Source organism: Dyadobacter chenhuakuii (assembly GCF_023821985.2).
Classification (GTDB): domain Bacteria; phylum Bacteroidota; class Bacteroidia; order Cytophagales; family Spirosomataceae; genus Dyadobacter; species Dyadobacter chenhuakuii.
This window is the reverse complement of sequence record NZ_CP098805.1, coordinates 5,650,146-5,675,324: the sequence shown is the minus strand read 5'-3', so window position 1 is coordinate 5,675,324 and position 25,179 is coordinate 5,650,146. Positions and strand designations below refer to the sequence as shown.

Genomic DNA, 25,179 nt, shown 5'->3' with positions numbered 1-25,179 from the left:
AATAGTTTGAAATTAGCTGGTCTGTCTCGGGCCAGCTAATTTTTTTTATGATTGAATTTTTTAACTTTGGAAGTTATCCTATCTCAAAACAATGGAATTTCTAAAAAGCCAGCGCCTGAACAACCTCAAATATGAGATTCGCGGCGCTACGTATCAAAAAGCATTGGAGCTGGAAAGCCTTGGTTATAAAATCCATAACCTGAATATCGGCAACCCGGCCCCGTTCGGATTTGATTCTCCGGACGAAATTGTTCACGATATCATCATGAATCTCCGCAATGCGCAGGGCTATTCAGATTCCAGAGGATTGTTTGCGGCCAGAAAAGCAGTTATGCATTACACGCAAACAATTGGTATACAAGATGTTGAAATCAATGATATTTTTATAGGCAACGGTGTAAGCGAGTTGATCCTACTTTCCATGCAGGCATTGCTGAACCCTGGCGACGAAATCCTGGTGCCTTCACCGGATTATCCGCTCTGGACTGCGGCCATTGCATTGAGCGGAGGCACGCCCGTACATTACGTATGTGATGAAGAGTCGGACTGGAATCCGGATCTGGACGATTTGGAAAAGAAGATCACTTCAAAAACCAAAGGGATTGTCCTTATTAACCCGAATAACCCAACAGGCGCTGTTTACGAAAAGGATGTGCTGATACGCATTGCCAGAATTGCAGAAGAACACGGCCTGATCATTTTCTCGGATGAGATTTATGACAAAATCCTTTACGATGGAGCCGTACATTATCCGATGGGCACGCTGGTAACCGAAACCCTTTGCGTTTCCTACGGTGGCCTTTCCAAGAATTACCGCTCTGCCGGTTTCCGTGGCGGGTGGATGATATTAAGCGGTGCGAAGCAAAAAGCCAAGTCCTATCTTGAAGGAATTCTGCTGCTGGCGAGCATGCGGCTTTGTGCCAATGTGCCCACGCAATATGCCATTCAGACTGCATTGGGCGGTTATCAGAGCATTAAAGAGCTGGTTGCCCCTACCGGCAGGCTGCACAAGCAGATGAACCTTGTTTACGACCGGCTGACTTCCATTCCAGGCATAACCTGCGTAAAACCGAAGGGCTCGCTATATGTTTTTCCAAAAATCGATCTGAAAAAGTTTGGCTTAAAAACAGACGAGCAGTTTGTTTATGACTTGCTGAGCGATCAAAAAGTGCTCGTAGTGGCCGGAACAGGCTTCAACTACATTTCCGATGATCATTTCAGGATCGTTTTTCTGCCAACAGTTGATGAACTGAACCAGGCGATGGACAAGATCGAATTCTTCCTTGAAAATCACCGCATTCTGTCATCGAAAACCGTGGAAGACGTCATTGCCTGATTACCACATAAACGTTTCCTAACAGCAGTTTTTGTCACATTAAATGTCCCTAGAAAATATTTCCAACCAGGAAGCCAAGCGGCAGCGGCTGTTTTTATTGCTCTGCGGAATTTTTTTGACAAATGCGCTGATCGCTGAGATCATAGGGGGAAAGATATTTTCGGTAGAAACGCTGCTCGGCATTGCGCCGGCGCAGTTGCCGATCGGAGGACAAAAACTGGATTTCAACATGACGGCCGGTGTGATCAACTGGCCTGTCGTTTTTATTACTTCGGACATTATCAATGAATATTTCGGCAGAAAAGGGGTGAAACGCATCTCATTTCTGACCGCCTGCTTCATTGCCTACACATTCATCACGGTGCTCGCGGCGACAAATCTGCCACCGGCGCAATTCTGGCTGGACATTAACAACACAGACAAAGCGGGCAATGTTTTCAATATCAATGATGCATTTTCCAAGATCTTTAACCAGGGACTCGGCATAATGATCGGCTCGATCGTTGCGTTTTTGCTGGGACAGCTGCTCGACGTTTCGGTTTTTTCCTGGCTGCGCAGAAAAACGGGCAGCAAATACATCTGGCTCAGGGCAACGGGTTCTACGATGTTTTCACAGCTGGTGGACAGCTTCGTGGTGATCACCATCGCCTTTTACGTATTTGGAAACTGGGACCTGAACCAGATATTTGCGGTCGGCACCATTAATTATTTATACAAAGGCGTTGTCGCGATCCTGCTGACGCCGCTGCTCTACGTTGCCCATTATTTTATCGATGGCTATCTTGGCAAAGAATATGCGGAAGAGCTTTCGCATAAAGCTGCTCATGAATAAATGGCGGAACGCCGATACTAAGCCGGAACATTAATCTGCCGCCTGAGATTATCCAGCATGACCGCCGTCGCAATGCCTACATTCAATGATTCTGCCTCTCCTACCCGCGGAATTGTAATTTTATTGGTTACAAATGCTTCAACCGCATTGCCAATCCCATTCGACTCGTTACCCATGACAATGTAACCTCCGGATTGGGCAAAACTAAAATCGTACAGCGATTCGCCACCCAGAAAAGCGCCTATTACCGGTTTTCCAGCAGCATTTTCGGCCAGATAGGAAGTCAGGTCTGTGTAAAACAGATCAATCCGCGTAAATGAGCCTTTGCTAGCGGCAATCACTTTGGGGTTGTAAACGTCCGTTGAGTCATTGGAACAAATGATTTTTTTGATACCATACCAATCCGCGATTCTAATGATAGAACCGAGATTTCCCGGATCGCGGACGTCGTCCAAAACGAGCACATATTCTGAATTTGCGGGAGACAAAAATTCATTTTGCTTCGTTTTAGCAACAGCCAGGCAGGAATCGTTGGTTTGAAAAGATCCAAGACCTTCCAGTTCCTGCATCGTTACCGTTTCTGTGATAGTTTGATGCCTGCTTAAAATACTTGCGTATTTTTGCTGAAATTCCTGCGTTATTAACACAAATTCAATGTTAAAATCGGAATCCAGCAATTCCAGCACACTCTTGGCACCTTCCACAATAAAAGATTGGTGAAGCTGCCTGTACTTCTTGATTTTAAGCGAGTTAATATACTTTATACGATTTTTTGACAGCATTGAATATTAATTGTAAGATTACATATAGCTGGTATTTCTTCCTGATTTTTGTGGGATTGTCGTCTTGTGCGCCCAAGCCCGCCTCCCAATCCAAGAGCTATTATCTTGGCAATTCTTCCATTAAAGGCAATGAGGTCATTAATGATTCCGAACTGGATGCGCTCATCCCTCAAAAACCGAACAGACGCCTCCTGGGACTGCCTTTCTTTCCTTATGTTGGTCTTTATCGCTTTGGTGAGCTCTTTTATAACCGGGAAGAAAAACAGCGGAAAGTAATTGAAATCACACAAAAATATCAAAATGAATCCCGCTTAAACGAAAATTCTCCACGGAAGCTCGAAAAGATTCAGCGGCGCTACGCAAAGAAACTTGAAAAAGCACAGGCACGTGTGGACGAAGGAAATTTTTGGATGCGCGTGCTGGGTGAAGCGCCCGTGTATTTCAATGCAGCCGAGATTGCTCAGAATGCAGAAAAGATGCAGCGATATCTTTATAACAACGGCTTTTTCGAGGCATCAGTTACCGCGAAACCGGATACGATCATTAACCGGGTCAGGGTCAACTATTTTGTAACGGAAAAACGGCCGACGATGATTCGCGACATTGAATATCAGGTCCGCAACAACATGGCCGACAGCATTATCAGCGCCAGCAATAAAAATCCTGCGCTGCAATCGAAAAAACGGTACGACGGCGATGCGTTTGAAGAAGAGCGAATCAGAATTGAGACGTTGCTACGAAACCAGGGTTACCTCGGTTTTTCACGCCAGAATATTTCTTATCTGATCAACGACACGATCACGAATGCCGCTACGGACACTTTTTTCAAGTCGGTGGATGTGAAAGTGAAGGTGGATATGCCGGGTACGATCAAGAACGGGGAACGTTACAAGATCAATTCCGTGCATTTTGAAGTGCTGCCGCCTTCTGGCTCCGCGGATTCTGCTTATGCACGAAAAGACACCGTCAATTTTCGGGGGATCAATTATACTTTTTCTGATAAAAGGTTTGCAACCCGGATTTTAGACAGCAAAATCCAGGTCAGGCCGGGCGCTATTTACAGCCAGCAAAAAGAACGCGATACGCAGCAGCAACTCTCCCTGACAGACCAATTCCGCTTTGTGAATTACACCTACACGCTTGATTCTACCGGAACTGGCGTTAACAGTTACTTTAAAGTGATTCCGCTCGAAAAATATCAGATTTCCACTGACATTGGCTTGAATGTGATCCAGCTGCAAGGGGCACCGGGGCCGTTTGCCAACCTATCTTATAAGATCCGCAATGTTTTCAACGGACTCGAAAACTTCGAAGCCAACCTCCGCGGCGGGATCGAGCTTGTTCCCGGATTTTTGGGCAACAGCTCAATTTATCGCAGCGAGGAAATTGGATTAAACACCTCCTTAACCTTTCCAAGACTGCTTACGCCCGGGAGTTTGCTGCAAAAGCAAACCGCAGGCTACAACCCGAGAACTCAGGTTGGATTTGGTTACAATTACATCAACCGCCCGGAATACACGCGGACGAATGTGAAAGTGGCAATGACCTATTCCTGGCAGCCGACGAGCAAAACATTGTTCAACCTATCGCTCGTTGACCTCAACATTCTCAACACTCAAAACACACGTGCAGATTTCCAGGCGTTGCTCAAAGACCTGCAAAACCAGGGAAACAACCTTTATACCAGTTTCAGAAGGTCGTTTGTATCTGATATCAATTTCAACTTCACTTACAACACCAATGCACTGATAGGACCTCAGAAAGATGCACATTACTTCCGCGTGGCAGTGGAATCGGGCGGAACGTCGCTCAATATTCTTCCCAAACAGGAAAATCTGATCAAAACCGTGTTTGGTGACAGCCTTCAATTTTATAAATATCTGCGTTGGAATGCGGATTATCGCCGTTATTGGGCAACCGGCAGACGTTCAGCCTTTGTGGCAAGGGTTAATGCGGGCGGCATTTACAGTTATGGCGACAACAAAGTCCCGCCTTATGAAAAATATTTCTTTGCCGGCGGCTCCAATAGTCTTCGCGCATGGCTTCCGCGCCGCTTAGGACCGGGCCGTTCAGTTCCCAAGAAAACACCAACCGGCCTGACCATTGAATCGCCGGGTGAATTTTTGTTGGAAGCCAATCTGGAATGGAGGGGTTATCTGGCCAAGTTCTTCGGTGATCTCAATTATGCGGTGTTTTTGGATGCGGGAAATGTCTGGAACCTGGGAGGCGACGCAACCGAGTTACAAAAACTGGAAGCAGATAAATTTTTAAAAGACATTGCCATCGGAACCGGCTTCGGGATCCGTTATGACCTTTCCTTTTTCATCCTCCGCTTCGATTTCGGGATCAAGGTCTATGACCCTGCATTGCAGCGGTTTGTGTTGGATGAACTACAATTCAACAAGCTTTTTAAACGTACGCAATCCAATTTCCTGAACATTAACCTCGGCGTCGGATATCCTTTTTAAGGTTTTTTATGACTGCTGCTTAGTATGACAGTTTGTCAGTTTTTACCAGATTCTTTCTATATTTGTAATCCCGAAACTTCAAATCGGCAGTCCTATGCCGTGAGTTTCTTTTGAAAATTTGTTAAATCCCTTCCATGGAAAATAGAATTGCAGAGACTTTGAAAATATTGACTGAGGAGGACAAAGTTGCCTGTGAGACAGTCCGTATTTCCGAAAATGAGCCGGCTTTTAACAAAAAATTACTTTTCATTGAAAGTTACGGCTGCCAGATGAATTTCGCAGACAGCGAGATTGTGGCCTCCGTCATGCGTGAGGCGGGTTTTGCAACCACTTCCGACGTTGATAATGCAGATCTGATATTTTTAAACACCTGCGCCATCCGCGACAATGCCGAGCAGCGCGTCAGGACGAGATTAAGGCAACTTAATGTTATAAAAAAGAAAAAGCCGGGCACATTAATCGGTGTGCTGGGTTGTATGGCAGAACGCCTCAAAGCGAAATTGCTGGAAGAGGAAAAGATGGTTGACATTGTCACCGGACCCGACGCATACCGCGATCTGCCCAGATTAGTGGAAGAAGCGGAGACGGGCCAGAAAGGTGTGAACGTATTTTTGTCAAGAGAAGAAACCTACGCCGACATTTCCCCTATCCGGCTGAATTCTAATGGCGTAACTGCATTGGTCTCCATTATGCGCGGCTGTGACAATATGTGCAGTTTTTGCGTAGTGCCTATGACGCGTGGCCGGGAGCGTAGCCGTGATCCTTTCTCGATTGTAAAAGAGGCGCAGGATCTTTTTGATGATGGTTATAAGGAAGTTACGTTGCTGGGCCAGAATGTGGACAGCTATAAATGGCAGGCGCCAAACAGCGTCACCGCCATCTCCACCAATGTTGATAATGGCACATTGGAAACCCAGGTGAACTTCGCACAATTGCTGGAAATGGTGGCGCAGATCAGCCCGGAATTGCGGGTCAGGTTCAGCACTTCGCACCCGAAAGACATTACGGATGAAGTGCTTCATACCATTAAAAAGTACGACAACATTTGCAAATACATTCACCTTCCGGCGCAGCATGGCAACAGCCGCGTGCTGGAAATGATGAACCGGACTTACAACCGCGAATGGTATCTCGAAAGAATCGACAGCATCCGCCGGATTTTGGGTGATGAATGTGCCATTTCCCATGATATGATCGCCGGTTTTTGTTCGGAGACGGAAGAAGAGCACCAGGATTCACTTTCGCTGCTGGAATATGTGCGGTTTGACTTCGGCTATATGTTTGCCTATTCCGAACGTCCGGGAACATTGGCTGCCAAGAAATACGCGGATGACATTCCGGCGGACATTAAGCAGCGGCGGCTTGCGGAAATTATTGATATACAACAAAGGATTTCCCTGGAACGCAACCAGAAACTGATCGGCACCGTGCAGAAAGTGCTGGTTGAAAACACTTCCAAGCGGTCTGTAAATGACTTTACAGGACGCAGTGACCAAAATAAAAGAGTCATATTCCCCCGCGAAAATTTCAAAGTAGGCGATTATGTCGACGTTTTAATTACAGACACGACCGCTGCGACGCTTCGCGGTTACGCGGTTGAAAAAGTACCCGTTTCATGAATCCAGCTGAAATACAAGCAATAAAGAACCGTTTTGGAATAATAGGGACTTCCCCGGGACTGAATCACGCGATCAACGTTGGTGTGCAGGTTGCCGCCACAGATCTCACCGTGCTCATCACCGGCGAAAGCGGCAGCGGAAAGGAGTCTTTTTCCAAAATTATCCACAGCCTCAGTTCCCGCAAACACGGGCCTTTCATCGCCATCAACTGCGGTGCCATTCCCGAAGGAACCATTGATTCAGAGCTTTTCGGGCACGAAAAAGGTGCATTTACGGGTGCATTGGATTCAAGAAAAGGATATTTTGAAACAACGAATACCGGGACCATTTTCCTGGATGAGGTTGGGGAAATGCCCCTGGGCACGCAGGCGAGGCTTTTACGTGTTTTGGAAAACGGGGAATATATCCGGGTAGGATCTTCCAAAGTTCTGAAAACCAATGTGCGTGTTGTAGCAGCGACCAACGTGAATCTGCTGGATGCCGTGAACAATGGAAAATTTCGTGAAGATCTTTACTATCGCTTAAATACAGTCCCCATTTACGTTCCGCCTTTACGGGATCGTGGTGAGGATATATTGTTGCTATTCAGGAAGTTCACCAATGATTTCTCGGAAAGATACAGGACAAAACCCGTGCGATTGGATTCGGAAGCACGTGACTTGCTGATGCAATATGCGTTTCCCGGCAACATTCGTCAGCTCAAAAATATAGCCGAGCAGATCACGATCCTGGAAACTGATAAAGAACTGCCGATTTCTCGCGAAACATTAAATAATTACCTGAATCCCGTCCAGCCAGCAGGAAGAAAAGCGCTGATTACCTTACGTTCCGGTGAAGATCCGGCGGGCAGCTCGTTCTCTGAAAGGGAATTGCTGTATAAGGTCCTTTTTGATATGCGCAGGGACATGACAGAGCTTAAAAAGCTGGTCCGTAATGTTCTGGAAAATGAAAAGTACGGAGGCGAAATCCTGAAAGACCATCAGGAATTGTTCAGCTCATTGAACACGGCTGATCCCGCAACACATTCGCACACGCCTACCCTTGAACCCGCACGCCTGCTTTCACCAGTCCCTTCGCGGACGGTTGATCTGGACAGATATTCAGACGAAAGAAGTGAAATTGAAGACGTTATGCACGTCACGGCTGAGGAAGAATCCTTATCGCTCGAAGACAAGGAAAAGGAAATGATCATCAAGGCATTACGGAAGAATAATAACAAACGAAAATACGCTGCAAGTGCATTGGGCATCTCGGAACGGACGTTATACAGGAAAATTAAGCAGTATGACATTGAAGAATAGAATAAAAAGCATTTGTACAATGCGCGTTTCGATGAATACCAAAAGGTTGCTAACCCTCTTTTTTGTCCTGCATTGCTCCGTTTTCATGTCGGGCTGTGGCGTTTATTCTTTTACCGGGACCAATTTGTCTCCGGATATCAAGACATTCAGCGTGCTTAATTTCACGATGGGAACTGCGGGTGGACCGTCGGATCTGCCACAAAGACTTACGGAGGAATTGAAAGAATATTTCCAGCGAAACACGAGCTTGATCAGTCAGCCTGGTGGCGGCGACCTGGTTCTGGAAGGTTCTATTACAGGTTACGACGTGCTCGCGGCCGCTCCTACCGCGAATGACCAGGCCGGTTTGAACCGTTTGAATGTCACCGTTCAGGTGCGTTACACCAATGCAAAAGACGAAACCAAGAATTTTGACCAATCTTTCACTTACTATGCCGACTTTCCTCAGGATCAAACGCTTAACCAAAATGAAGCGCGGCTTCTGCCTACTATCCGCGAAAATTTAGTTCAGCAGATCTTTAATAAATCTGCCGCAGACTGGTAGTAGATTATCGTTTTGTCTAACTTCAATTTTTATTTCAACTTTCAAGGCCCATATGTCCATCATTGAAAAGGAAGCTTTCAGCAATCTGGTCAAACATCCTCATGCAGCAGGCACGGAGGTGATCGAAGCGCTCGAAGCGACGATAAAGGCATTTCCTTATTGCCAGATTTCCTATTCTTTATTGGCGAAGGCATCCAGTGTTGCCGGAACGGAGAAATTAGACGAAACCCGTCCGCGTGCGGCGGCTTACGCACTGAGCCGGGTTGCATTACAGCAGCTTGTAGAAAGTGACACGGAGCGTTACGACGCAACGGTTAACATTGAAGAAGTGATCGAGGCACAGGAAAAATCGGTCCCGCAGAACGGTGAAGATATCCTGATCAGCCTGGTGGAGCAAGAGACGGTAAGCTTACAAAACATTGTTTCCGAAGAGCAGAAAAGGCAGCAGCAGATTATCCAGGGTTTTATGAAAAAGAACCCGCGTATCATTCGTCAGGATAACAATCTGGAACCTGTTGCTGTTGATGTCAGCGGGCGCGTTGCAGAGTCGGGCGCGGGAAGCATTGAAACCGAAGCTTTTGCAAAAATATTGGTACGACAAGGCAAAATTGAAAAGGCAATTGACCTGTATCAAAAATTGATCTTGAAAAAACCAGAAAAAAGGAATTACTTTGCGAAAAAATTAAGCGAGTTGTATAGGTTGTAAAAAATCACACATTCACTCATTCTATCATTCAAAATTAAGAAAAGGCATGTATTTGGGTTTAATTATCTTGGTTGCGATCATCGCTGTTTTGTTGATCCTGGTTGTATTGGTACAGAATTCAAAAGGAGGAGGACTTTCCAGCGAGTTTAGCGGAGCAGGAACCACCCAAATGTTCGGTGTTAAAAAGACAACCGATTTATTGGAACAAATCACCTGGGGACTTGCAGGCGCCGTTATCCTGATTTCCCTTGCTTCATACATTATCGTTGGCGGAACCGCACAAACTGGCGGCATTAACAGTGTCAATGTGGATAAGGCTCAGAATACGGTAATTCCTGGCGGAAACATTGCTCCTGCACCAGCTCCTGGCGCGGCGGCTCCTGCGGGAGGCGAAGCAACGACGCCGGCTGCTACACCAGCAGCACCAGCGGACAGCTCAAAATAAGATATTTAAGTTATTAAAAAAGGCTCATGAGTTGCATCATGAGCCTTTTTTGTGTTCGGGCATTTAATTAAGCAATGTTCATTTGCTTCAAGATCAGCTTCTTGGCCACAGGCAAAAGCGCCTCATGCAAAGGATAATCGTATTTTGATTCAACAATATAGGTGGCAGGATTAGGCAGGGATTTGTTCTTTTTGGTAAGATCAACTTTGATCTGAGAAACCGTATTCCCTAAACCAATTCGGACGGTATCCACAAAAGTCGTTTTGAGATAACGCTCTTTCATTTCGTTATAAAGCGCCAGCTGATATTCAAACACACTTACAAGCGGCTGGAATGTGTGTAAAAAGAGAAGATAACCCTCTTCCAGCCTTAGCGGTACAATGCCCACCGGCGAAATTTTAATGTTCTCCCCCACTTCACTGAAACGCTCGGCGCCATGCTCCAAAGCACGCGAGAAACGCGGAATGGCAAAGTCCAGGATATAGTTCAGTTCTTCGAGATAAGGATCGTCGTGATGTGTTTCTTCGTATTCCAGTTTCCAAGTCTGCAAATTGACGCCTGTCACGTTCTTTGGGAAAGACGTTTTGATCTCCCTTTTGGTGGCGCGGATGTGGATGCAGGAATCAAAATGAAATTGCAGATCTGGCAGATGCGGGTGGAGCTTATGCTGTGTAAACTGGCTGTCGATATGCTGTAAATAGGCCTGCAGCACATATTTTTTGTACTCAAAATCAAAAATTCCTTCTGTTAACCAGTTCTTTTGGAGGTTTTTCATGGGATTCGAAATTTGTTGCCGATAAAATTTAAGCATTTTCACTCGCTAAACAATTCTTATGCCGTGCATGACATTATAATTGCTTCTAATAATTATATAACGGCAAGGTTCGGTACAAATTTGTCACACTTGCCGGAAAAAATGTCAGCCGGAACTCGCTGGCATAGATTGTGCTTACTTGTTTCAGTCAAATCTATTACTGACAATCAAAAAACAAACGTTTAATATTTATGTCAACTTTAGCAGAAATACAAGTGAACGTACAACCTCTGGCTGATCGTGTTCTTGTAGAACCAGCCCCAGCCGAAGAAAAAACAGCATTTGGTATCATTATCCCTGATACTGCAAAGGAAAAGCCTCAACGTGGAACTGTTGTAGCAGTGGGCCCGGGTAAAAAAGACGAGCCGATGACCGTTAAGGTAGGTGACACCGTATTATACGGAAAATATTCAGGTACTGAATTGGCGTATGAAGGCAAAGATGTGCTGATCATGCGTGAGTCTGACATTTATGCCATCATTGGTTAATTGTTATCAAGTCCTATTCAATAAGTTTAATCAAGAAAATCAAAACGATTAATTAGTATGTCTAAGAAAATTTTCTTCGATACCGAAGCTCGTGATAAAATTAAGCGCGGTGTTGATACATTGGCTGACGCCGTTAAAGTAACATTAGGACCACGTGGTCGTAACGTAGTTATCGATAAGAAATTCGGATCGCCTAGCATCACAAAAGATGGTGTGACGGTTGCAAAAGAAATCGATCTGAAAGACCCTATCGAAAACATGGGTGCTCAGTTGGTGAAAGAAGTTGCTTCTAAAACTGCTGATTCTGCAGGTGATGGTACAACAACTGCAACTGTTTTGGCTCAGGCTATCTATTCAATCGGTGTTAAAAACGTAGCTGCGGGTGCAAATCCAATGGATTTGAAACGCGGTATCGATAAAGCCGTTGCTGTCATCACTAAAAATCTTGAAGGACAGAAAAAAGTAATTTCTACTTCAAAAGAAATCGCTCAGGTTGCAACAATCTCTGCTAACCATGACGAAGAAATCGGTCAGATGATTGCTGAGGCGATGGAAAAAGTAGGAAAAGAAGGTGTTATCACTGTTGAAGAAGCACGCGGAACAGAAACAGAAGTTAAAACTGTGGAAGGTATGCAGTTTGACCGTGGTTACCTGTCTCCATACTTCGTAACAAACACTGAGAAAATGGAAGCTGATCTTGAGCGTCCATATATCTTGATTTCTGAGAAGAAAGTTTCTTCAATGAAAGAATTGCTTCCAGTTCTTGAAGCAGTTGCACAAACTGGCCGTCCTTTGCTTATTTTGGCAGAAGATGTTGACGGAGAAGCACTTGCTACATTGGTAGTAAACAAAATTCGTGGCGCCTTGAAAGTGGCTGCTGTAAAAGCTCCTGGTTTCGGTGACCGTCGTAAGGCAATGCTTGAAGACATCGCAGTAATCACCGGAGGACAAGTGATCAGCGAAGAACGTGGTTTCAAATTGGAAAACGTTACTTTGGATTATCTTGGAACTTGCGAAAAAGCAATTATCGACAAAGACAACACAACTTTGGTAAATGGTGCAGGTAACTCTGAAGATATTCAGGGCCGTGTAAACCAGATCAAAGCGCAGATCGAAAATACAACTTCTGATTACGATCGCGAAAAACTTCAGGAACGCCTTGCTAAATTGTCAGGTGGTGTAGCTATCCTTTACATCGGAGCTGCAACTGAGGTTGAAATGAAAGAGAAAAAAGACCGCGTTGACGATGCATTGCACGCAACTCGTGCTGCTGTTGAAGAAGGCATCGTAGCTGGTGGTGGTGTGGCTTACATCCGCGCAACTGCTGCTTTGGAAGGCATGACAGGCAACAACGAAGACGAAACAACGGGTATCAATATCATCCGCGTAGCTTTGGAAGCTCCTTTAAGAACAATCGTTTCTAACTCAGGCCAGGAGCCATCCGTAGTTGTTGCGAAAGTGAAAGAAGGAACCGGCGCTTACGGTTACAATGCGAAGGACAATGTTTACACAGACCTTTTGGAAGCTGGTATCATTGACCCGAAAAAAGTATCTCGTCTTGCGCTTGAAAACGCAGCATCTATCGCAGGTCTGTTGTTGACAACAGAATGTGTGATTGCTGACGAGCCAGAAGAAGCTCCTGCTGGTGGCGGTCACAGCCACGGCGGCGGAATGGGCGGAATGATGTAATATCATTTTGTTCAGACTGAACATTATAATGCAAAAAATAGCCGTCCGGAAATTCCGGACGGCTATTTGCTTTTACAACATTTATGAAAAACTTCTTCGTTTAGACGAATCAGTTTCAATTAAGTCACACATTTATATAAAAATATTTTTACGGCTGCATAAAACCATCCTGCATCACCAGTCTTCTATCCGCCATAGCAGCCAGATCTTCGTTATGCGTAACGATTACAAATGTTTGTCCGAACTCGTCCCGCAACTTGAAGAACAACTGGTGGAGTTCCAATGCATTATGCGAATCGAGGTTACCGCTCGGTTCATCCGCGAGCACGATGGACGGTTTGTTTAACAGTGCTCTCGCAACTGCAACACGCTGCTGCTCACCACCGGAAAGTTGTGAGGGCAAATGATTGGCCCTATCCTTCAAACCAAGCATTTCCAGCAATTCTTTTCCTCTTTCCAGAATATCTTTTTCATTCATCGAACCATTGATATAGCCCGGCATGCACGCATTTTCTAATGCAGTAAACTCGGCAAGCAGGTTATGAAATTGGAAAATGAAGCCTATTTTTTCGTTGCGGAAACGTGCGAGGTCTTTGTCTTTTTGTGTAAAAACATTTACGTCTTCGATAAAAACAGAACCTTGCTCCGGCCGGTCTAATGTTCCCAGGATGTGCAGAAAAGTACTTTTGCCTGCACCGGATGGCCCTACAATAGCCACCACTTCGCCTTGCTCCACTTCCAGATCAATCCCCTTCAACACTTGTAAGGAACCATATGTGCGCCTGATCCCGCTCGCCCGCAGTAAATTCATATTATGGAGAAGATAATTGGACTGAAACCTACGCCCGTTTTGATTAATTCCTTAATTTGCCGTGAAAATACCAATTTACTTTTATACTCATGAATATTCACGAATATCAAGGCAAAAGCGTTCTTAAAAAATACGGTGTGCGTATTCAGGAAGGGCTCGTAGCCGACACTCCGGACAAGGCAGTAGAAGTTGCGCGTGAGCTTAGCCAGCAGACTGGTACCAAATGGTATGTTGTTAAATCTCAGATCCACGCAGGTGGACGTGGAAAAGGCCGCATCGTTGGAACAGAACAACGTGGCGTTGCCCTTGCGAAATCTGTTGAAGATGTACGCACCATATCCAACAATATTCTGGGAAAAGTCCTGGTTACACACCAGACTGGCCCTGATGGCAAGCGTGTTAACAAAGTGCTTATTGCCGAAGACGTGTACTATCCAGGACCAAGCGAGCCGAAAGAATACTATCTTTCGATCCTCCTTGACCGTGGACGCAACTGCAATGTAATCATGGCCAGCACCGAAGGCGGGATGGACATTGAAGAAGTTGCTGAGCACACGCCTGAGAAGATCATGAAAGAGTGGATTGATCCAAAAGTAGGTTTGCAGCCATTCCAGGCGCGTAAAGTTGCTTTTGCTTTGGGCCTTGAAGGTGATGCTTTCAAAGAAATGGTGAAATTCATCACTTCGCTTTACAAAGCATACATTGAAAGTGATTCAGCGATGTTTGAAATCAACCCGGTTTTGAAAACATCTGACAATAAAATCCTTGCCGTTGATGCAAAAGTTGATTTGGATGACAATGCACTATATCGTCACCCGGAATTGGCTGAAATGCGTGACACAAACGAGGAAGATCCTTTGGAAGTTGAAGCAGGCGCAAACAACCTGAACTATGTGAAACTGGACGGAAACGTGGGTTGCATGGTAAATGGTGCTGGTCTTGCTATGGCTACAATGGACCTTATCAAGCTTTCAGGCGGCGAGCCTGCGAACTTCCTGGATGTTGGGGGTGGCGCAAACGCACGCACCGTAGAAGCAGGTTTCCGTATCATTCTAAAAGACCCGAACGTAAAAGCAATCCTGATCAACATCTTTGGTGGAATCGTTCGTTGCGACCGCGTTGCTGCTGGTGTTGTGGAAGCTTACAAAGCCATCGGCGAAATTCCGGTTCCCATCATCGTTCGTCTGCAAGGAACAAACGCAGAAGAAGGAGCTCGGATTATTAATGAGTCTGGACTTAAGGTTTCTTCGGCTATTGAGTTTAAAGAAGCAGCTGCTAAGGTTTCAGAGGTTCTGGCCGAGCTGGGAGTTTAAGAAGACTTGCAGTAAAGTTATATTTGACCTGTCACCTGAGCGGAGTCACTTACACTGTCACCCTGAGCGGAGCCGAAAGGGGGCGTTATCACCTAGGTAGTAACGCCCCTTCGACTCCGCTCAGGGTGACAGGCGTTTATGAGCTTTGTTGAGACTGACAATCTTATAAAACCCATACTTTTGCATATGAACGAAGCAGGATTTGACAAGGAGAAAGTTATTAACTACTGGATCAGAAGTTCGGACGATGACTTTGAAACAATGATGGCAATGCTGGACAGCAAACGCTACGCATGGAGCTTATTCGTAGGACATTTAATGATAGAGAAGCTTTTGAAAGCACTTTTTGTTAAGGTCAACAATGAATTTCCACCATTTACGCATAACTTGTTAAGAATTGCTGAAAAAAGTAATATTGAACTAGATGAGAAAAGGAAGTTGTTTCTTGTATCAGTGACTGCTTTTAATATCAATAGCAGATATGACGACTACAAAATGAGTTTCCAAAAAACCTGCACACCGGAATTTACTGGCAACTGGATTGAGCAACTAAAAGAATATAGACAATGGATCAAGGACTTAATCAAACATTAGAGCGCTTTGTTTCTACCGTCTCTAAGAATCAACCAGGCCTAGTTGCGGCTTATTTGTTCGGATCTTATGCCAGGAACAATTCCCGCTCAGAAAGCGATATTGACATTGCCTTGGTAATTGAGCACTTGCCGGAAGCCGAGAGATTTGATACGCAAGTAAGGCTCATGATGTTGGCTTCTCAATTTGATTCCAGAATCGAGCCGCATCCAATATCAAAGCAGGATATGCTTTCATTAAATAATCCTTTTGCAGCTGAGATAAGGAAAACAGGCATTAAATTGAACCACTCAGCCTAGCAACACCCACAACACCATCACCACCAAAAAACTCACCAACCCCTGCAATCCAGTAAGAATCGTATGCGTTCGATAAGTATCCCTCGCTGAAATCCCCGTAAACTGCGAAACGACCCAGAACCAGGCGTCGTTGGTGTGGGATACGACCATGGCACCGCTTCCTACTGCCATGACAACTAATGTGATTTGAATGGGTGTAACGAAGCCTAATGATGCTAGCAATGGTGCCAGAATGCTGGTTGTCAGCACCATCGCGGATGTAGTTGAGCCTTGTGCTGTTTTGAAGAAGGCGGCGATGAGGAAGGTGATTACCAGGAGATAGGCGCCAGACATTTCGTTGTGGAGCAGCCATTCGCTGACCATGTCTTTTAATGTTGTTTCTTTTAAGATCGCGCCGAAGGCTCCGCCTGCTCCTACCAGCACCAAAGTTGTTCCGCAATGTTCTATTCCACTTTTGAAACAGGCCATCATTCTTTCCGAGGCGTATTCCGGGAAAAGGGAGTAGCTGAAAAAGATGGCGATAAGGAAGGAAACCAGCGGACTGCCGAAAAAGCCCAGCCATTTTATCCAGGTTTCCGGGAAATCGAGAATCCTTGCAAATGAGGCTAGGGTAATGAGGATAATGGGCAAAAGAATTGGCATGAATGCTTTCCACGCAGGAGGCAGTCGGCTTTCGTGAATGATGATGGGTGGCTCGACGGCTGAGTTTTCTGTGATTTCTACATTTTTTGCAAATTTTCCCGCGAACCAGGTCGAAAGGAAAAGGCTGGGAATGGAAACGACCAGGCCTATCAATATGACTAATCCCACAGAATCCGCAATGCCGAGGTTTCCTGCTGCGGATAACGGGCCGGGCGTTGGCGGAACAAGTGTATGCGTCGCAAAAAGACCGCCTGACAATGATAATGCGATGGTTCCCAGCGGCTTTCCGGTTCGTTTGGCAACAATCTGATTCAGCTTATGCAGGATAATAAAACCCGAATCACAAAAGACTGGAATCCCGACGATTCCACCAATCACTGCCATTGCAAATGCAGGGCGCTTTTCACCGAACAACTTTAATATCACATCTGCCACCTTAATCGCAGCACCGGATTTGTCCAAAATTGCACCGATCACACAGCCCAAAATGACCATTAACCCGATTTTCGACATCAATTCCCCGAAACCCTTTCCAATCGTTTCGGCCAGCTTGTCGATGGGCAGACCGGCGAAGATGCCCACGCCGATTGCAGCTAACAGCAAGCCAACCAGCGGGTGCATTTTTAGCACCGTAGAACTCAATACAATGAAGACAACGGCCGCAAGAACAATTAATATGATCATCGGAGGTCTGGATTTACAGCATTTTCATGACAGCCTCATCCCCCATTACCGCGTTGGCCGGCCGGGGATGCGCCGCATTGAAAACTTCCAGATCTTTCTGTTCCAGCAGTTTGGAAGGTGTTTCGTCAATTTTACCTTGTGAATCGGTGACGGCTTTCAAATCCAGCCCAAGCTGTTTCGCCATAAAGGTGTACATCGCATTCCGCTTGGAAGGGCCATAATCGTGCTTTTCGTCAGGTAAATGCACGTTTTCGACCAGATCTTTCTTGCCGTATAATCCGTAAATGCTCTGAATGAAAGGAAATTCGACTTCCGGCGTATTCTTGGTCCAGTCGCCGCCGTCAGACACGAGCAGCATGGGCCTCGGGGCGGTTAGGGAAGCTATTTCAACATTATTGGTCTGGTAATCGCCCTTTTTATGAATGGGAAGGCCGCTTTCACAAACGCATCCGCCAAAGAAGTAAGATGAGACCATCACGACGGGTGCAGTGACCTTAACGCGGTCGTCCAGTGCAGCCAAAAGGAAAGTTTGCGTTCCCCCACCCGACTCGCCTGTTACAGCAATCCTTTCCGGATCAACGCCGGGTTGCGCCATTAAAAAATCCAGTGCTCTTACTGCATTGATCGTTTGAAGTTTAAGGGCTTTGGGCATTTTATGTTCGCAATATTTGGAGTCACCCTGCCCTACCATATCCAGAACAAACACAACAGCACCCATGCGTGCGAGCGTTGCGCAACGTTTTTGCGTTTGTTCCCTAAACCTGCCATGCGGATTTTCACCGTGTCCATGGGGACAAAGAATGCCTGCGTAGGCTTGCTGCTTTTTTAATGGTTTGTACAAATTCCCGGTCACGTAAATCCCTGGCATGCTTTCGAAAGCCACATTCTCGATGGAGTAACCGTCCATTTCTTTTTTACTGTGAATGATCGGTTTTGAGGTCGGCTTGGCGGGCATAGTCTGCAAATTCATCCCTTCACGGATCTGCTTTCGGATGGCTGCTGCGCGCGTTTCCCATTCAAGTTTCGTTTTGACGGCATGTTTTTCCAGAAATTCCTTTCCCTGCGCTTCTGTAAAATAAGCGCCCTGGCATAACTCTGCCTGCTGCGCAAACAATGTGGCAGACATACAAAAAGCACTTAACATGCACATTAAAACAACTTTCATAACCCAGCGGAAAGAGATTGAACGGATTTTATTACGAAAGAGGAAAACCAGCGGTGCTTACTGTTTAAATCACCTCAGGGAATGGCCACCCTGATGTATTCCTTCAAAATGTGCGCTTCAAGTTTCCTGACCATCCCTTTGTACTCCCCGTCTATCTGGAAATGTGCTTCTTTGTCGGGGCATTCGATGGTGGCCTTCTCAACGGAAATCACGCGCATAATCTCGGGATTGAAGTCGGTGCTGCCTGCCAGGATCTTCGCGGTTTCTATGAAGTCCAGTTTTTTGGCAATAACGAGTTCGAAAAAACCATCCGACATATCGCCGGTAGGGTTAATGGTAACGCCAGTCCCGTATTTCTGCGCATTGGCGATAATCACAATAAGCGCTTCGGTTTCAATCACTTCATTGGCTGTTGTAATTTTTACCAAAAAGTTTTCATGCTCGCTTAATGTTTTCAGCATTTCACGTGCGTAACCCAGTTTTCCGCGCGTATCACTGCTCTCATAATTTTTTACCAGCAATGCATTCAATCCGATGTCGCTTAAATGCAGACTGATTTCATTATTGATACAAACCGCATCAATACCAATGATCTTATCCCCAAAAGCCACCTCAACTGCCTCAGCAATAGACCCGGTAACCCCGAAATCCATAGCTAGCCCGTTGGCCGAGCCCACCGGGATAATGCCCATCACCACATTAGAACCCTGGACTGCTTCGGCCGTCTGCGAAATAGTGCCGTCGCCACCCGCAACCAGCACACGTTCAGGCTTAATGTTGATGACCATTTCCCGGATCGTTTCCAGATCATGCTCGCCGGTTGTTGTATAGATACGCAAATCATAACCTTTTGCCGCTGCCATCTCAATTACCTCTTCAAAAACCACATCCTTGTTCACATCACCGGATATGGGATTTACAACCAACAAAACTTTTCGTTCTGAAAACATATTGTCTAAATTAGGGACTTCAAGTGTACGGGGATAAAGATAGTTATGAAACGTTGCGACATAAAATTGTACCGTGGATATGCCAATAAAAATGAGCTGGTGGTGTTTGGGCATATCGTCAAAAAATATCCCTCAGGTGATCGAAAATATACAAGAAGCGGGTTCAGATACGCACGGACGATCATTGAGCTCTTTTCTGTTAAGACCATTCCATTTTTAAAAGTTGTGTTCAGGCTGGGCGATATTACCGCCGAAGCGACGGCCGAGGCCGATGGATATTTCCGTTTTCAGGTCCCGCTTACGGAGCCAATGACCAGCGGGTGGCATACTTACGAGGTTACCGTTGACGATGAGCTGAACGGAAAGCGATATCAGGGAAGCGCGCAGGAAGAATTTTTCCTGCCTTACAAAAGCTCCTATGGCATCATTTCCGACATTGACGACACTTTTCTGATCTCACACAGCCGCCGGTCTTTCCGGAAACTCTTTGTATTGTTGTCCAAAAACGTCCAGGCTAGGAAACCGTTCGACGACGTCGTCAAGCATTATCAGCTGCTGTCGTTCGCCAGCCGCACGCATCCGCATAAGGACAGCAACATTTTCTTTTATGTATCGAGCAGCGAATGGAATCTGTATGATATGATCGTTCGCTTTGCAGAGCTTAATGGCCTGCCAAAGGCTGTTTTGAAGCTGCGGACCATTAAGTCGGGACTGGATGATTTTGTTTCCACGGGCGGCGGATCTCATGACCATAAGCTGCGCAAGATCCATAACATTATCAATTTCTATCCCGAGCTGCAATTTATTTTGTTAGGCGATGATTCTCAGAAAGATCCGGAAATTTATGAACAGATCTGCCGGGATTTTTCTGCCAATATCCGCGCGGTTTACATTCGGCAAACCCGGCGACGAGCAAAACCAGAGACGACCTTGAACCTTAAAAACATCCAGGAACTCGGCATTGATGTTTGTTATTTTGCGCACAGTAACAAAGCCATTATCCATTCCCTCGACACAGGAATTGTGTTTCAGGCACCCATTGAGGCCATTGCGCCCATCATTGAATCAAAAGATCTCCTGCAATGAAAAAAATCCTGATTATTGAGGACGATCGCCGGATTGCCCAGAACATTTTCCGCGGACTGGCCTCCGAAAACATCGAAGCAGAAATTGCCCACGACGGCATTACGGGGAAGCAAATGGCCTTGGACAAAAAATTTGACCTTGTTTTGCTGGACGTAAATTTACCGGGAATGAATGGTCATGATGTTTGCCAGCAGATCCGGATTTACAAGCCTTCGCTGCCGATCATTATGCTTACTGCTTACGGAGAAATTGAGGATAAACTGGAAGGGCTGGGACGAGGAGCGGACGACTACATCGTTAAACCGTTCGATTTTAGAGAATTACTCGCAAGAATCAATGCAGCATTGCGCGTTTCGGAACTTATCAATCCGGAAACTACGGACAAAGTGCTCCGGATTGCTGATCTTGAAATGAACCTCGGGACCAAGCAGGTGAGCCGCGGCGGCAATATGATCGACCTTACTGCCAAGGAATTTGCCTTATTGGAATATTTCCTTTTGCACAGAGGCAGGGTTGTGTCAAAAATGGACCTGGCCGAGCACGTATGGCACCTCAATTTTGATCCGGGTACGAATGTGGTTGAGGTGTATATCAATTATTTACGCAAAAAAGTTGACAAAGACTTTGCTACCAAGCTAATTCACACACGGCCCGGCATGGGCTACATTATGAAGGAAGAATGACCCTGAAAATCAAGAATCGCATTGCTCTTCAATTCACGCTCCTCGTGGCGACGATCCTGCTATTGTTTTCAATCACCATTTACAGCGTTTCCGAACATTACAGGCAGGAGGAATTTTATGACCGCCTGAAAAGCCGCGCCCGCACCACTTGCCGGCTGCTGGTAAAGGTTAAAGGAATTGACAAACATTTGCTGAAAGCCATTGACCAAAACACGCTTTCAGAAATGCTTGACGAGAAAGTGCTGATTTTTAATGCTGATAATGAGCTGATCTATTCCAGCGTGGATGATAAACTGTTGTCTTATAAAGCCTCGCTGCTGGATGAGGTCCGGGAAAAGCATTATATCGAGTTTCACGAAGGCGGAAGCGAGGTCATCGGTCTGCTGTATCAGGAGCAAAGTGAGCCGTTAACCGTGCTGGCGTCGGCATATGACACTTTTGGGCATAGCAAACTCACCAATCTCCGCGAAACATTGGGTTGGGGCCTTTTAGCCGGCATTGCGGTTACTGTCGGGCTGGGGATATATTTTGCCGGAAATGCATTGCGGCCTATCAGCCGGATCAATCATGAAGTTTCGCTCATAACGGCCCAAAACCTCTCCCAAAAACTTGATGAAGGCAACCGAAAGGACGAGATCGCGCAGCTTGCGATTAATTTCAACACGGTGCTTGTGCGCCTTCACAATGCATTTGAACAGCAAAAAAGCTTCGTTTCACATGCTTCCCACGAGTTGCGGACACCATTGGCCGCCCTGAAATCCGAAATCCAACTGGGGCAGCGGTTTAATAAAAATAATCCCGACCTCGACGAAGTTTTTGCCAACCTCTTTTCCGACACGGAAAGGCTCATCAGCATTACCAATAATCTGCTTTTCCTCGCACGCTCCTACGAGCATTCGGGACAGTTGAAAATGGCGCCTATCCACATAGAAGATCTTGCTTTTGCGGCTAAGGAAGAATTGTTGTCAGCCAACCCCGATTACCGTGTTGAAATTGACTATGAAAACATTCCGGAGGATGAAAATCAGACTGTTATCGAAGGAAATGAAGAATTATTGAAAAGGGTTTTTTCCAATTTGCTGGATAATGCATGCAAATATTCTTCGGATCACCAGGCTAGGATTCTGATCTCGTCCGACAACAAATCGTGCATTGTGAAGTTCAAGGACCAGGGCATTGGCATCAGCCCCGAAGACATGCCGCATATCTTCAATCCTTTTTACCGGTCGTCGGATGCAACGACTGTTCCCGGTTTCGGAATAGGCCTCTCTATTTGCCAGCGTATCATTGATCTGCACCACGGAACGATCTCCGTCACGAGCGAGCCAGGCCAGGGAAGTGAATTTCAGGTGCGTTTAAACCACGTATGAGCCTGTTTCGGCCATTCTAATTTTTTTCTAACTTTATTTTAAGGCTCCTGTAATACCGGCGTCGGAATATCGCATCATTCTAACACAGAAAACATGCGAACTTATTTCACGACGATCCTCCTATTCCTGGCAGTTCAGCTGCACGCACAGGACACATTGAGGCTTTCGATCAAACAGGCCGACAGCCTTTTCCTTCAAAACAACCTTGAAATTCTTGCCGAAAAATATCAGATCGATATAGCCAAGTCCATTGAGATCCAGGACAAGCTTTGGAATAATCCCACATTCGGCGTCGAAATCAGTGCTTATAATCCTTCTCGGGGTTTTCTGGACGTAGGGAACAAGGGCCAGAAAGCATTCACTGTTCAGCAGCTCATTACCCGGGCCGGCAAACGGAATAAGCAGGTGGCATTGGATGTGGAATCCACCAGGAAAAGCGAATATCAGTTTTTTGATCTCATCAGAACATTAAAATTTGACCTTCGCCAGATCTTTTTTGAGTCTTATTATCTGGAACAGACCATTGCATTATACGACACACAAATCGCCTCGCTCAACACGACCGTAAGCGCGTTTGATAAAGAATATAACCGGAAAAATATCTCGCTCAAAGAAGTTGTCCGCCTTAAAGCCCTCCTCTTTCAATTGACCAATGATCGTGCCGACATCCTTTTCGAACTCCATGATAATCAGCGCGATCTGCGCACATTATTGAATGTTGACCAGCCTGTAAAGTCGGTTGTGGATTCGGCAGCCGTTCGTCGTTACCAGCTTAGCCAGTATAATGGGGCTGCGCTGAAAGCGAAGGCGATGGAAAGCCGCGCCGACCTGAAAGTGTCGCAGTCGGAAGTGAAACAGGCCGAATTGAACTACACCTTACAAAAAGCGCTGGCGGTTCCTAACATTCAGCTCGGTGCGGTTTACGATCAGGCGAGTAATTACGTGAACAATTATGTAGGCGTTTCGGCCACGATGGACCTTCCTTTTTTCAACAGGAACCAGGGAAACATCAAGGCTGCGAAAAGCAATATCAGTTATTTCAAAACGGCTGAAACGGCCAAAGTGAACAGCATTAACAACCAGGTTGACGCCGCATTACAGAAGGTTAATGTGGCTGAAAAGGCTTACCAGGGCGTCGAAAGCCAGTTCTCGGATCAGTTCCAGCTCCTTAGCAAAGGCATTTACGACAATTTCCAGAAAAGGAACATTACCCTCCTCGAATTCATCGATTTTATAGAAACCTACAACGAAAGCATCAAGGAATATAACCGCCTGCAAGCCGACCGCATCAAGGTTTACGAAGAACTCAACTTCGTAGTCGGTGAAGAGCTTTTTAACTAATCGAATTTATCACATCATGGCAATCGCCACTAATATTTTTCCAATGAAAAATTCTCTGAGCATGGTTCTGCTGGCCGCTGCGGGCCTATGGCTGACCGGATGCAATACTACAAAAGAAGATCCCGAAGAATCGAAGGCCTTTATGCTTTCGGACACGATGATGAGCCGGATCACGCTCGATACGGTGAAGACCGAGCCGGTCCGTAACGAGCTGACACTGGTTGGAAAAGTTGTTCCTGATGAAAATCAGGTAATTAAGATCTACCCCTTGGTAGGCGGCAATGTGGAAGAAGTCGACGTGGAATTGGGCGACAATGTTCGCAAAGGCCAGAAACTGGCTACGATCCGTTCGGGTGAAGTTGCTGATTTTGAAAGACAAATGATTCAGGCACAATCTGATTTGCTCATTGCCCAAAAGAATTTGTCGTCTACCGAGGATCTTTTTGAAAGTAAGCTGGTGCCTGAGCGGGACGTCATTACGGCGCGCCAGGTGGTAGACAAAGCGCAGGCGGATGTGAGCCGGGTGAAGGAAATTTTCTCGATCTATGGTTTGGGGAAATCCACAAACTACACGGTTAAGTCGCCTATCAACGGTTTTATCATTGACAAAAGCGTGAACCGCGGCATGCAGCTGCGATCGGATAATGCAGAGAGCCTTTTCACAGTCGGGCAGATTGCAGATGTGTGGGTAATGGCCAATGTGAATGAGAGCGACATTTCCAAGATTAAACTCGGAATGCCTGCTGATGTGCGTACGATCAGTTTTTCCAATGAAGTTTTTAAAGGAAAAGTGGACAAAATTTACAATGTCCTCGACCCGGATACAAAAGCGATGAAAATCCGTATTCAGTTGCAAAATGTAGGTTTAAAACTAAAACCCGAAATGCACGCAACGGTCAACCTGAACTTTGAGGAAGGTGGAGAAATGCAAGCCATTCCATCCCAGGCTGTCATTTTCGACCGTAGTAAAAACTGGGTCATGGTCTATCACGGCCGGTCCAACATTGAAACCCGTCCCGTCGAAATTTACCGCTCCCTGGCCAACAGGACCTACATTACCAGCGGCCTGAAACCCGGCGAAGCCATCATTTCCAAAAATCAACTTCTCGTTTACGACGCGCTAAATGACTAATGCTGAATGACTGAATGAGTGAATGAGTGAATAGAAAAAAAATCATTCAGTCATTCACTCATTCACTCATTCACTCATTCAAAATTCA

At 45.9% G+C, this 25,179-nt stretch carries 24 protein-coding genes; 18 read left to right on the top strand and 6 right to left on the bottom strand.

The genetic code is table 11. The features are described from left to right. Positions 1 to 91 precede the first annotated feature (91 nt). Both NFI80_RS23840 and NFI80_RS23835 read left to right on the top strand, forming a co-directional pair. Positions 92 to 1,336, top strand: coding sequence for a pyridoxal phosphate-dependent aminotransferase (locus NFI80_RS23840; RefSeq protein ID WP_233797140.1), 1,245 nt, complete (start codon positions 92 to 94; stop codon positions 1,334 to 1,336). A gap of 43 nt (positions 1,337 to 1,379) precedes the next feature. Continuing rightward, the gene (locus NFI80_RS23835; RefSeq protein ID WP_233797141.1) at positions 1,380 to 2,168 is read left to right on the top strand and encodes a queuosine precursor transporter; all 789 of its coding nucleotides are present in this window, start codon (positions 1,380 to 1,382) and stop codon (positions 2,166 to 2,168) included. Between the two features lie 17 nt (positions 2,169 to 2,185). Here NFI80_RS23835 and NFI80_RS23830 read toward each other — a convergent pair whose 3' ends face one another. Continuing rightward, positions 2,186 to 2,950 carry a TrmH family RNA methyltransferase gene (locus NFI80_RS23830; protein WP_235164053.1) on the bottom strand — a complete coding sequence of 255 codons (765 nt, stop codon included), beginning with the start codon at positions 2,948 to 2,950 and terminating at the stop codon, positions 2,186 to 2,188. On the opposite strand from NFI80_RS23830, the gene tamL reads away from it, so the two are divergent. The 6 genes from tamL (at position 2,950) to secG (ending at position 10,033) form a co-directional block, all read left to right on the top strand. Then, positions 2,950 to 5,418 carry a translocation and assembly module lipoprotein TamL gene (tamL, locus tag NFI80_RS23825; RefSeq protein ID WP_235164052.1) on the top strand — a complete coding sequence of 823 codons (2,469 nt, stop codon included), beginning with the start codon at positions 2,950 to 2,952 and terminating at the stop codon, positions 5,416 to 5,418. The two genes, NFI80_RS23830 and tamL, sit on opposite strands and share 1 nt — an antisense overlap. A gap of 134 nt (positions 5,419 to 5,552) precedes the next feature. Beyond that, on the top strand, positions 5,553 to 7,037 hold the full coding sequence (miaB, locus tag NFI80_RS23820) for a tRNA (N6-isopentenyl adenosine(37)-C2)-methylthiotransferase MiaB (RefSeq protein ID WP_235164051.1): 1,485 nt from the start codon (positions 5,553 to 5,555) through the stop codon (positions 7,035 to 7,037). Then, the gene (locus tag NFI80_RS23815; RefSeq protein ID WP_235164050.1) at positions 7,034 to 8,338 is read left to right on the top strand and encodes a sigma-54 interaction domain-containing protein; all 1,305 of its coding nucleotides are present in this window, start codon (positions 7,034 to 7,036) and stop codon (positions 8,336 to 8,338) included. The genes miaB and NFI80_RS23815 overlap by 4 nt, the downstream gene beginning before the upstream one ends. Further along, positions 8,328 to 8,882, top strand: a complete 555-nt coding sequence (locus NFI80_RS23810; RefSeq protein WP_235164049.1) for an LptE family protein — start codon at positions 8,328 to 8,330, stop codon at positions 8,880 to 8,882. Before NFI80_RS23815 ends, NFI80_RS23810 begins: the two co-directional genes overlap by 11 nt. Positions 8,883 to 8,934: 52 nt before the next feature. Further along, complete coding sequence (locus NFI80_RS23805) at positions 8,935 to 9,588, top strand: DUF8458 domain-containing protein (protein WP_233797147.1); 654 nt, start codon at positions 8,935 to 8,937, stop codon at positions 9,586 to 9,588. A gap of 46 nt (positions 9,589 to 9,634) precedes the next feature. After that, complete coding sequence (gene secG, locus NFI80_RS23800) at positions 9,635 to 10,033, top strand: preprotein translocase subunit SecG (RefSeq protein ID WP_233797148.1); 399 nt, start codon at positions 9,635 to 9,637, stop codon at positions 10,031 to 10,033. 67 nt (positions 10,034 to 10,100) lie between these two features. Here secG and NFI80_RS23795 read toward each other — a convergent pair whose 3' ends face one another. Further along, positions 10,101 to 10,808 (bottom strand): hypothetical protein, encoded by a 708-nt coding sequence (locus NFI80_RS23795; protein ID WP_235164048.1) that lies wholly within the window; start codon positions 10,806 to 10,808, stop codon positions 10,101 to 10,103. Positions 10,809 to 11,038: 230 nt separating this feature from the next. Here NFI80_RS23795 and NFI80_RS23790 point away from each other — a divergent pair, with 230 nt between their 5' ends. After that, entirely contained in the window at positions 11,039 to 11,335 is a 297-nt protein-coding gene (locus NFI80_RS23790; RefSeq protein ID WP_026628287.1) for a co-chaperone GroES, read from the top strand. A 57-nt stretch (positions 11,336 to 11,392) separates the two neighbouring features. Beyond that, a complete protein-coding gene (gene groL / locus NFI80_RS23785; protein ID WP_235164047.1) occupies positions 11,393 to 13,024 on the top strand; it encodes a chaperonin GroEL in 1,632 nt (543 codons plus the stop codon). A 148-nt stretch (positions 13,025 to 13,172) separates the two neighbouring features. On the opposite strand, the gene NFI80_RS23780 is transcribed toward groL, so the two are convergent. Beyond that, positions 13,173 to 13,835 carry an ABC transporter ATP-binding protein gene (locus NFI80_RS23780; RefSeq protein ID WP_026628289.1) on the bottom strand — a complete coding sequence of 221 codons (663 nt, stop codon included), beginning with the start codon at positions 13,833 to 13,835 and terminating at the stop codon, positions 13,173 to 13,175. Between the two features lie 89 nt (positions 13,836 to 13,924). Here NFI80_RS23780 and sucC point away from each other — a divergent pair, with 89 nt between their 5' ends. From sucC to NFI80_RS23765, 3 genes are all read left to right on the top strand, one after another. Next, positions 13,925 to 15,148, top strand: a complete 1,224-nt coding sequence (gene sucC / locus NFI80_RS23775) for an ADP-forming succinate--CoA ligase subunit beta (RefSeq protein ID WP_026628290.1) — start codon at positions 13,925 to 13,927, stop codon at positions 15,146 to 15,148. A 186-nt stretch (positions 15,149 to 15,334) separates the two neighbouring features. Continuing rightward, complete coding sequence (locus NFI80_RS23770) at positions 15,335 to 15,742, top strand: HEPN domain-containing protein (protein WP_235164046.1); 408 nt, start codon at positions 15,335 to 15,337, stop codon at positions 15,740 to 15,742. Then, positions 15,715 to 16,038, top strand: a complete 324-nt coding sequence (locus NFI80_RS23765) for a nucleotidyltransferase domain-containing protein (RefSeq protein WP_235164045.1) — start codon at positions 15,715 to 15,717, stop codon at positions 16,036 to 16,038. The genes NFI80_RS23770 and NFI80_RS23765 overlap by 28 nt, the downstream gene beginning before the upstream one ends. Here NFI80_RS23765 and NFI80_RS23760 read toward each other — a convergent pair. The 3 genes from NFI80_RS23760 to NFI80_RS23750 all read right to left on the bottom strand — a co-directional run bounded on the left by NFI80_RS23760 (position 16,030) and on the right by NFI80_RS23750 (position 19,479). Continuing rightward, the gene (locus tag NFI80_RS23760) at positions 16,030 to 17,364 is read right to left on the bottom strand and encodes a GntP family permease (protein ID WP_235164044.1); all 1,335 of its coding nucleotides are present in this window, start codon (positions 17,362 to 17,364) and stop codon (positions 16,030 to 16,032) included. The two genes, NFI80_RS23765 and NFI80_RS23760, sit on opposite strands and share 9 nt — an antisense overlap. A 13-nt stretch (positions 17,365 to 17,377) precedes the next feature. After that, positions 17,378 to 18,490, bottom strand: a complete 1,113-nt coding sequence (locus NFI80_RS23755) for an alpha/beta hydrolase family protein (protein ID WP_235164043.1) — start codon at positions 18,488 to 18,490, stop codon at positions 17,378 to 17,380. A gap of 113 nt (positions 18,491 to 18,603) precedes the next feature. Continuing rightward, complete coding sequence (locus NFI80_RS23750) at positions 18,604 to 19,479, bottom strand: diacylglycerol/lipid kinase family protein (RefSeq protein ID WP_235164042.1); 876 nt, start codon at positions 19,477 to 19,479, stop codon at positions 18,604 to 18,606. Between the two features lie 45 nt (positions 19,480 to 19,524). On the opposite strand from NFI80_RS23750, the gene NFI80_RS23745 reads away from it, so the two are divergent. The 5 genes from NFI80_RS23745 to NFI80_RS23725 all read left to right on the top strand — a co-directional run bounded on the left by NFI80_RS23745 (position 19,525) and on the right by NFI80_RS23725 (position 25,091). Continuing rightward, entirely contained in the window at positions 19,525 to 20,565 is a 1,041-nt protein-coding gene (locus NFI80_RS23745; RefSeq protein WP_235159343.1) for an App1 family protein phosphatidate phosphatase, read from the top strand. Further along, positions 20,562 to 21,248 carry a response regulator transcription factor gene (locus tag NFI80_RS23740; protein WP_026628294.1) on the top strand — a complete coding sequence of 229 codons (687 nt, stop codon included), beginning with the start codon at positions 20,562 to 20,564 and terminating at the stop codon, positions 21,246 to 21,248. The genes NFI80_RS23745 and NFI80_RS23740 overlap by 4 nt, the downstream gene beginning before the upstream one ends. Positions 21,249 to 21,250: 2 nt before the next feature. Beyond that, complete coding sequence (locus NFI80_RS23735) at positions 21,251 to 22,618, top strand: sensor histidine kinase (RefSeq protein WP_235164360.1); 1,368 nt, start codon at positions 21,251 to 21,253, stop codon at positions 22,616 to 22,618. A gap of 93 nt (positions 22,619 to 22,711) precedes the next feature. Beyond that, positions 22,712 to 23,959, top strand: a complete 1,248-nt coding sequence (locus NFI80_RS23730) for a TolC family protein (RefSeq protein ID WP_235164041.1) — start codon at positions 22,712 to 22,714, stop codon at positions 23,957 to 23,959. A gap of 43 nt (positions 23,960 to 24,002) precedes the next feature. Next, positions 24,003 to 25,091, top strand: a complete 1,089-nt coding sequence (locus tag NFI80_RS23725; RefSeq protein ID WP_235164040.1) for an efflux RND transporter periplasmic adaptor subunit — start codon at positions 24,003 to 24,005, stop codon at positions 25,089 to 25,091. Positions 25,092 to 25,179: the final 88 nt, after the last annotated feature.

Bases quoted from the DNA above. Each gene is read 5' to 3' on its own strand.
- NFI80_RS23840 (WP_233797140.1), top strand. From the start codon at position 92: ATGGAATTTCTAAAAAGCCAGCGCCTGAACAACCTCAAATATGAGATT.
- NFI80_RS23835 (WP_233797141.1), top strand. From the start codon at position 1,380: ATGTCCCTAGAAAATATTTCCAACCAGGAAGCCAAGCGGCAGCGGCTG.
- NFI80_RS23830 (WP_235164053.1), bottom strand. From the start codon at position 2,950: ATGCTGTCAAAAAATCGTATAAAGTATATTAACTCGCTTAAAATCAAG.
- miaB (WP_235164051.1), top strand. From the start codon at position 5,553: ATGGAAAATAGAATTGCAGAGACTTTGAAAATATTGACTGAGGAGGAC.
- NFI80_RS23815 (WP_235164050.1), top strand. From the start codon at position 7,034: ATGAATCCAGCTGAAATACAAGCAATAAAGAACCGTTTTGGAATAATA.
- NFI80_RS23805 (WP_233797147.1), top strand. From the start codon at position 8,935: ATGTCCATCATTGAAAAGGAAGCTTTCAGCAATCTGGTCAAACATCCT.
- secG (WP_233797148.1), top strand. From the start codon at position 9,635: ATGTATTTGGGTTTAATTATCTTGGTTGCGATCATCGCTGTTTTGTTG.
- NFI80_RS23795 (WP_235164048.1), bottom strand. From the start codon at position 10,808: ATGAAAAACCTCCAAAAGAACTGGTTAACAGAAGGAATTTTTGATTTT.
- NFI80_RS23790 (WP_026628287.1), top strand. From the start codon at position 11,039: ATGTCAACTTTAGCAGAAATACAAGTGAACGTACAACCTCTGGCTGAT.
- groL (WP_235164047.1), top strand. From the start codon at position 11,393: ATGTCTAAGAAAATTTTCTTCGATACCGAAGCTCGTGATAAAATTAAG.
- NFI80_RS23780 (WP_026628289.1), bottom strand. From the start codon at position 13,835: ATGAATTTACTGCGGGCGAGCGGGATCAGGCGCACATATGGTTCCTTA.
- sucC (WP_026628290.1), top strand. From the start codon at position 13,925: ATGAATATTCACGAATATCAAGGCAAAAGCGTTCTTAAAAAATACGGT.
- NFI80_RS23770 (WP_235164046.1), top strand. From the start codon at position 15,335: ATGAACGAAGCAGGATTTGACAAGGAGAAAGTTATTAACTACTGGATC.
- NFI80_RS23765 (WP_235164045.1), top strand. From the start codon at position 15,715: ATGGATCAAGGACTTAATCAAACATTAGAGCGCTTTGTTTCTACCGTC.
- NFI80_RS23760 (WP_235164044.1), bottom strand. From the start codon at position 17,364: ATGATCATATTAATTGTTCTTGCGGCCGTTGTCTTCATTGTATTGAGT.
- NFI80_RS23755 (WP_235164043.1), bottom strand. From the start codon at position 18,490: ATGTCTGCCACATTGTTTGCGCAGCAGGCAGAGTTATGCCAGGGCGCT.
- NFI80_RS23750 (WP_235164042.1), bottom strand. From the start codon at position 19,479: ATGTTTTCAGAACGAAAAGTTTTGTTGGTTGTAAATCCCATATCCGGT.
- NFI80_RS23745 (WP_235159343.1), top strand. From the start codon at position 19,525: ATGAAACGTTGCGACATAAAATTGTACCGTGGATATGCCAATAAAAAT.
- NFI80_RS23740 (WP_026628294.1), top strand. From the start codon at position 20,562: ATGAAAAAAATCCTGATTATTGAGGACGATCGCCGGATTGCCCAGAAC.
- NFI80_RS23730 (WP_235164041.1), top strand. From the start codon at position 22,712: ATGCGAACTTATTTCACGACGATCCTCCTATTCCTGGCAGTTCAGCTG.
- NFI80_RS23725 (WP_235164040.1), top strand. From the start codon at position 24,003: ATGAAAAATTCTCTGAGCATGGTTCTGCTGGCCGCTGCGGGCCTATGG.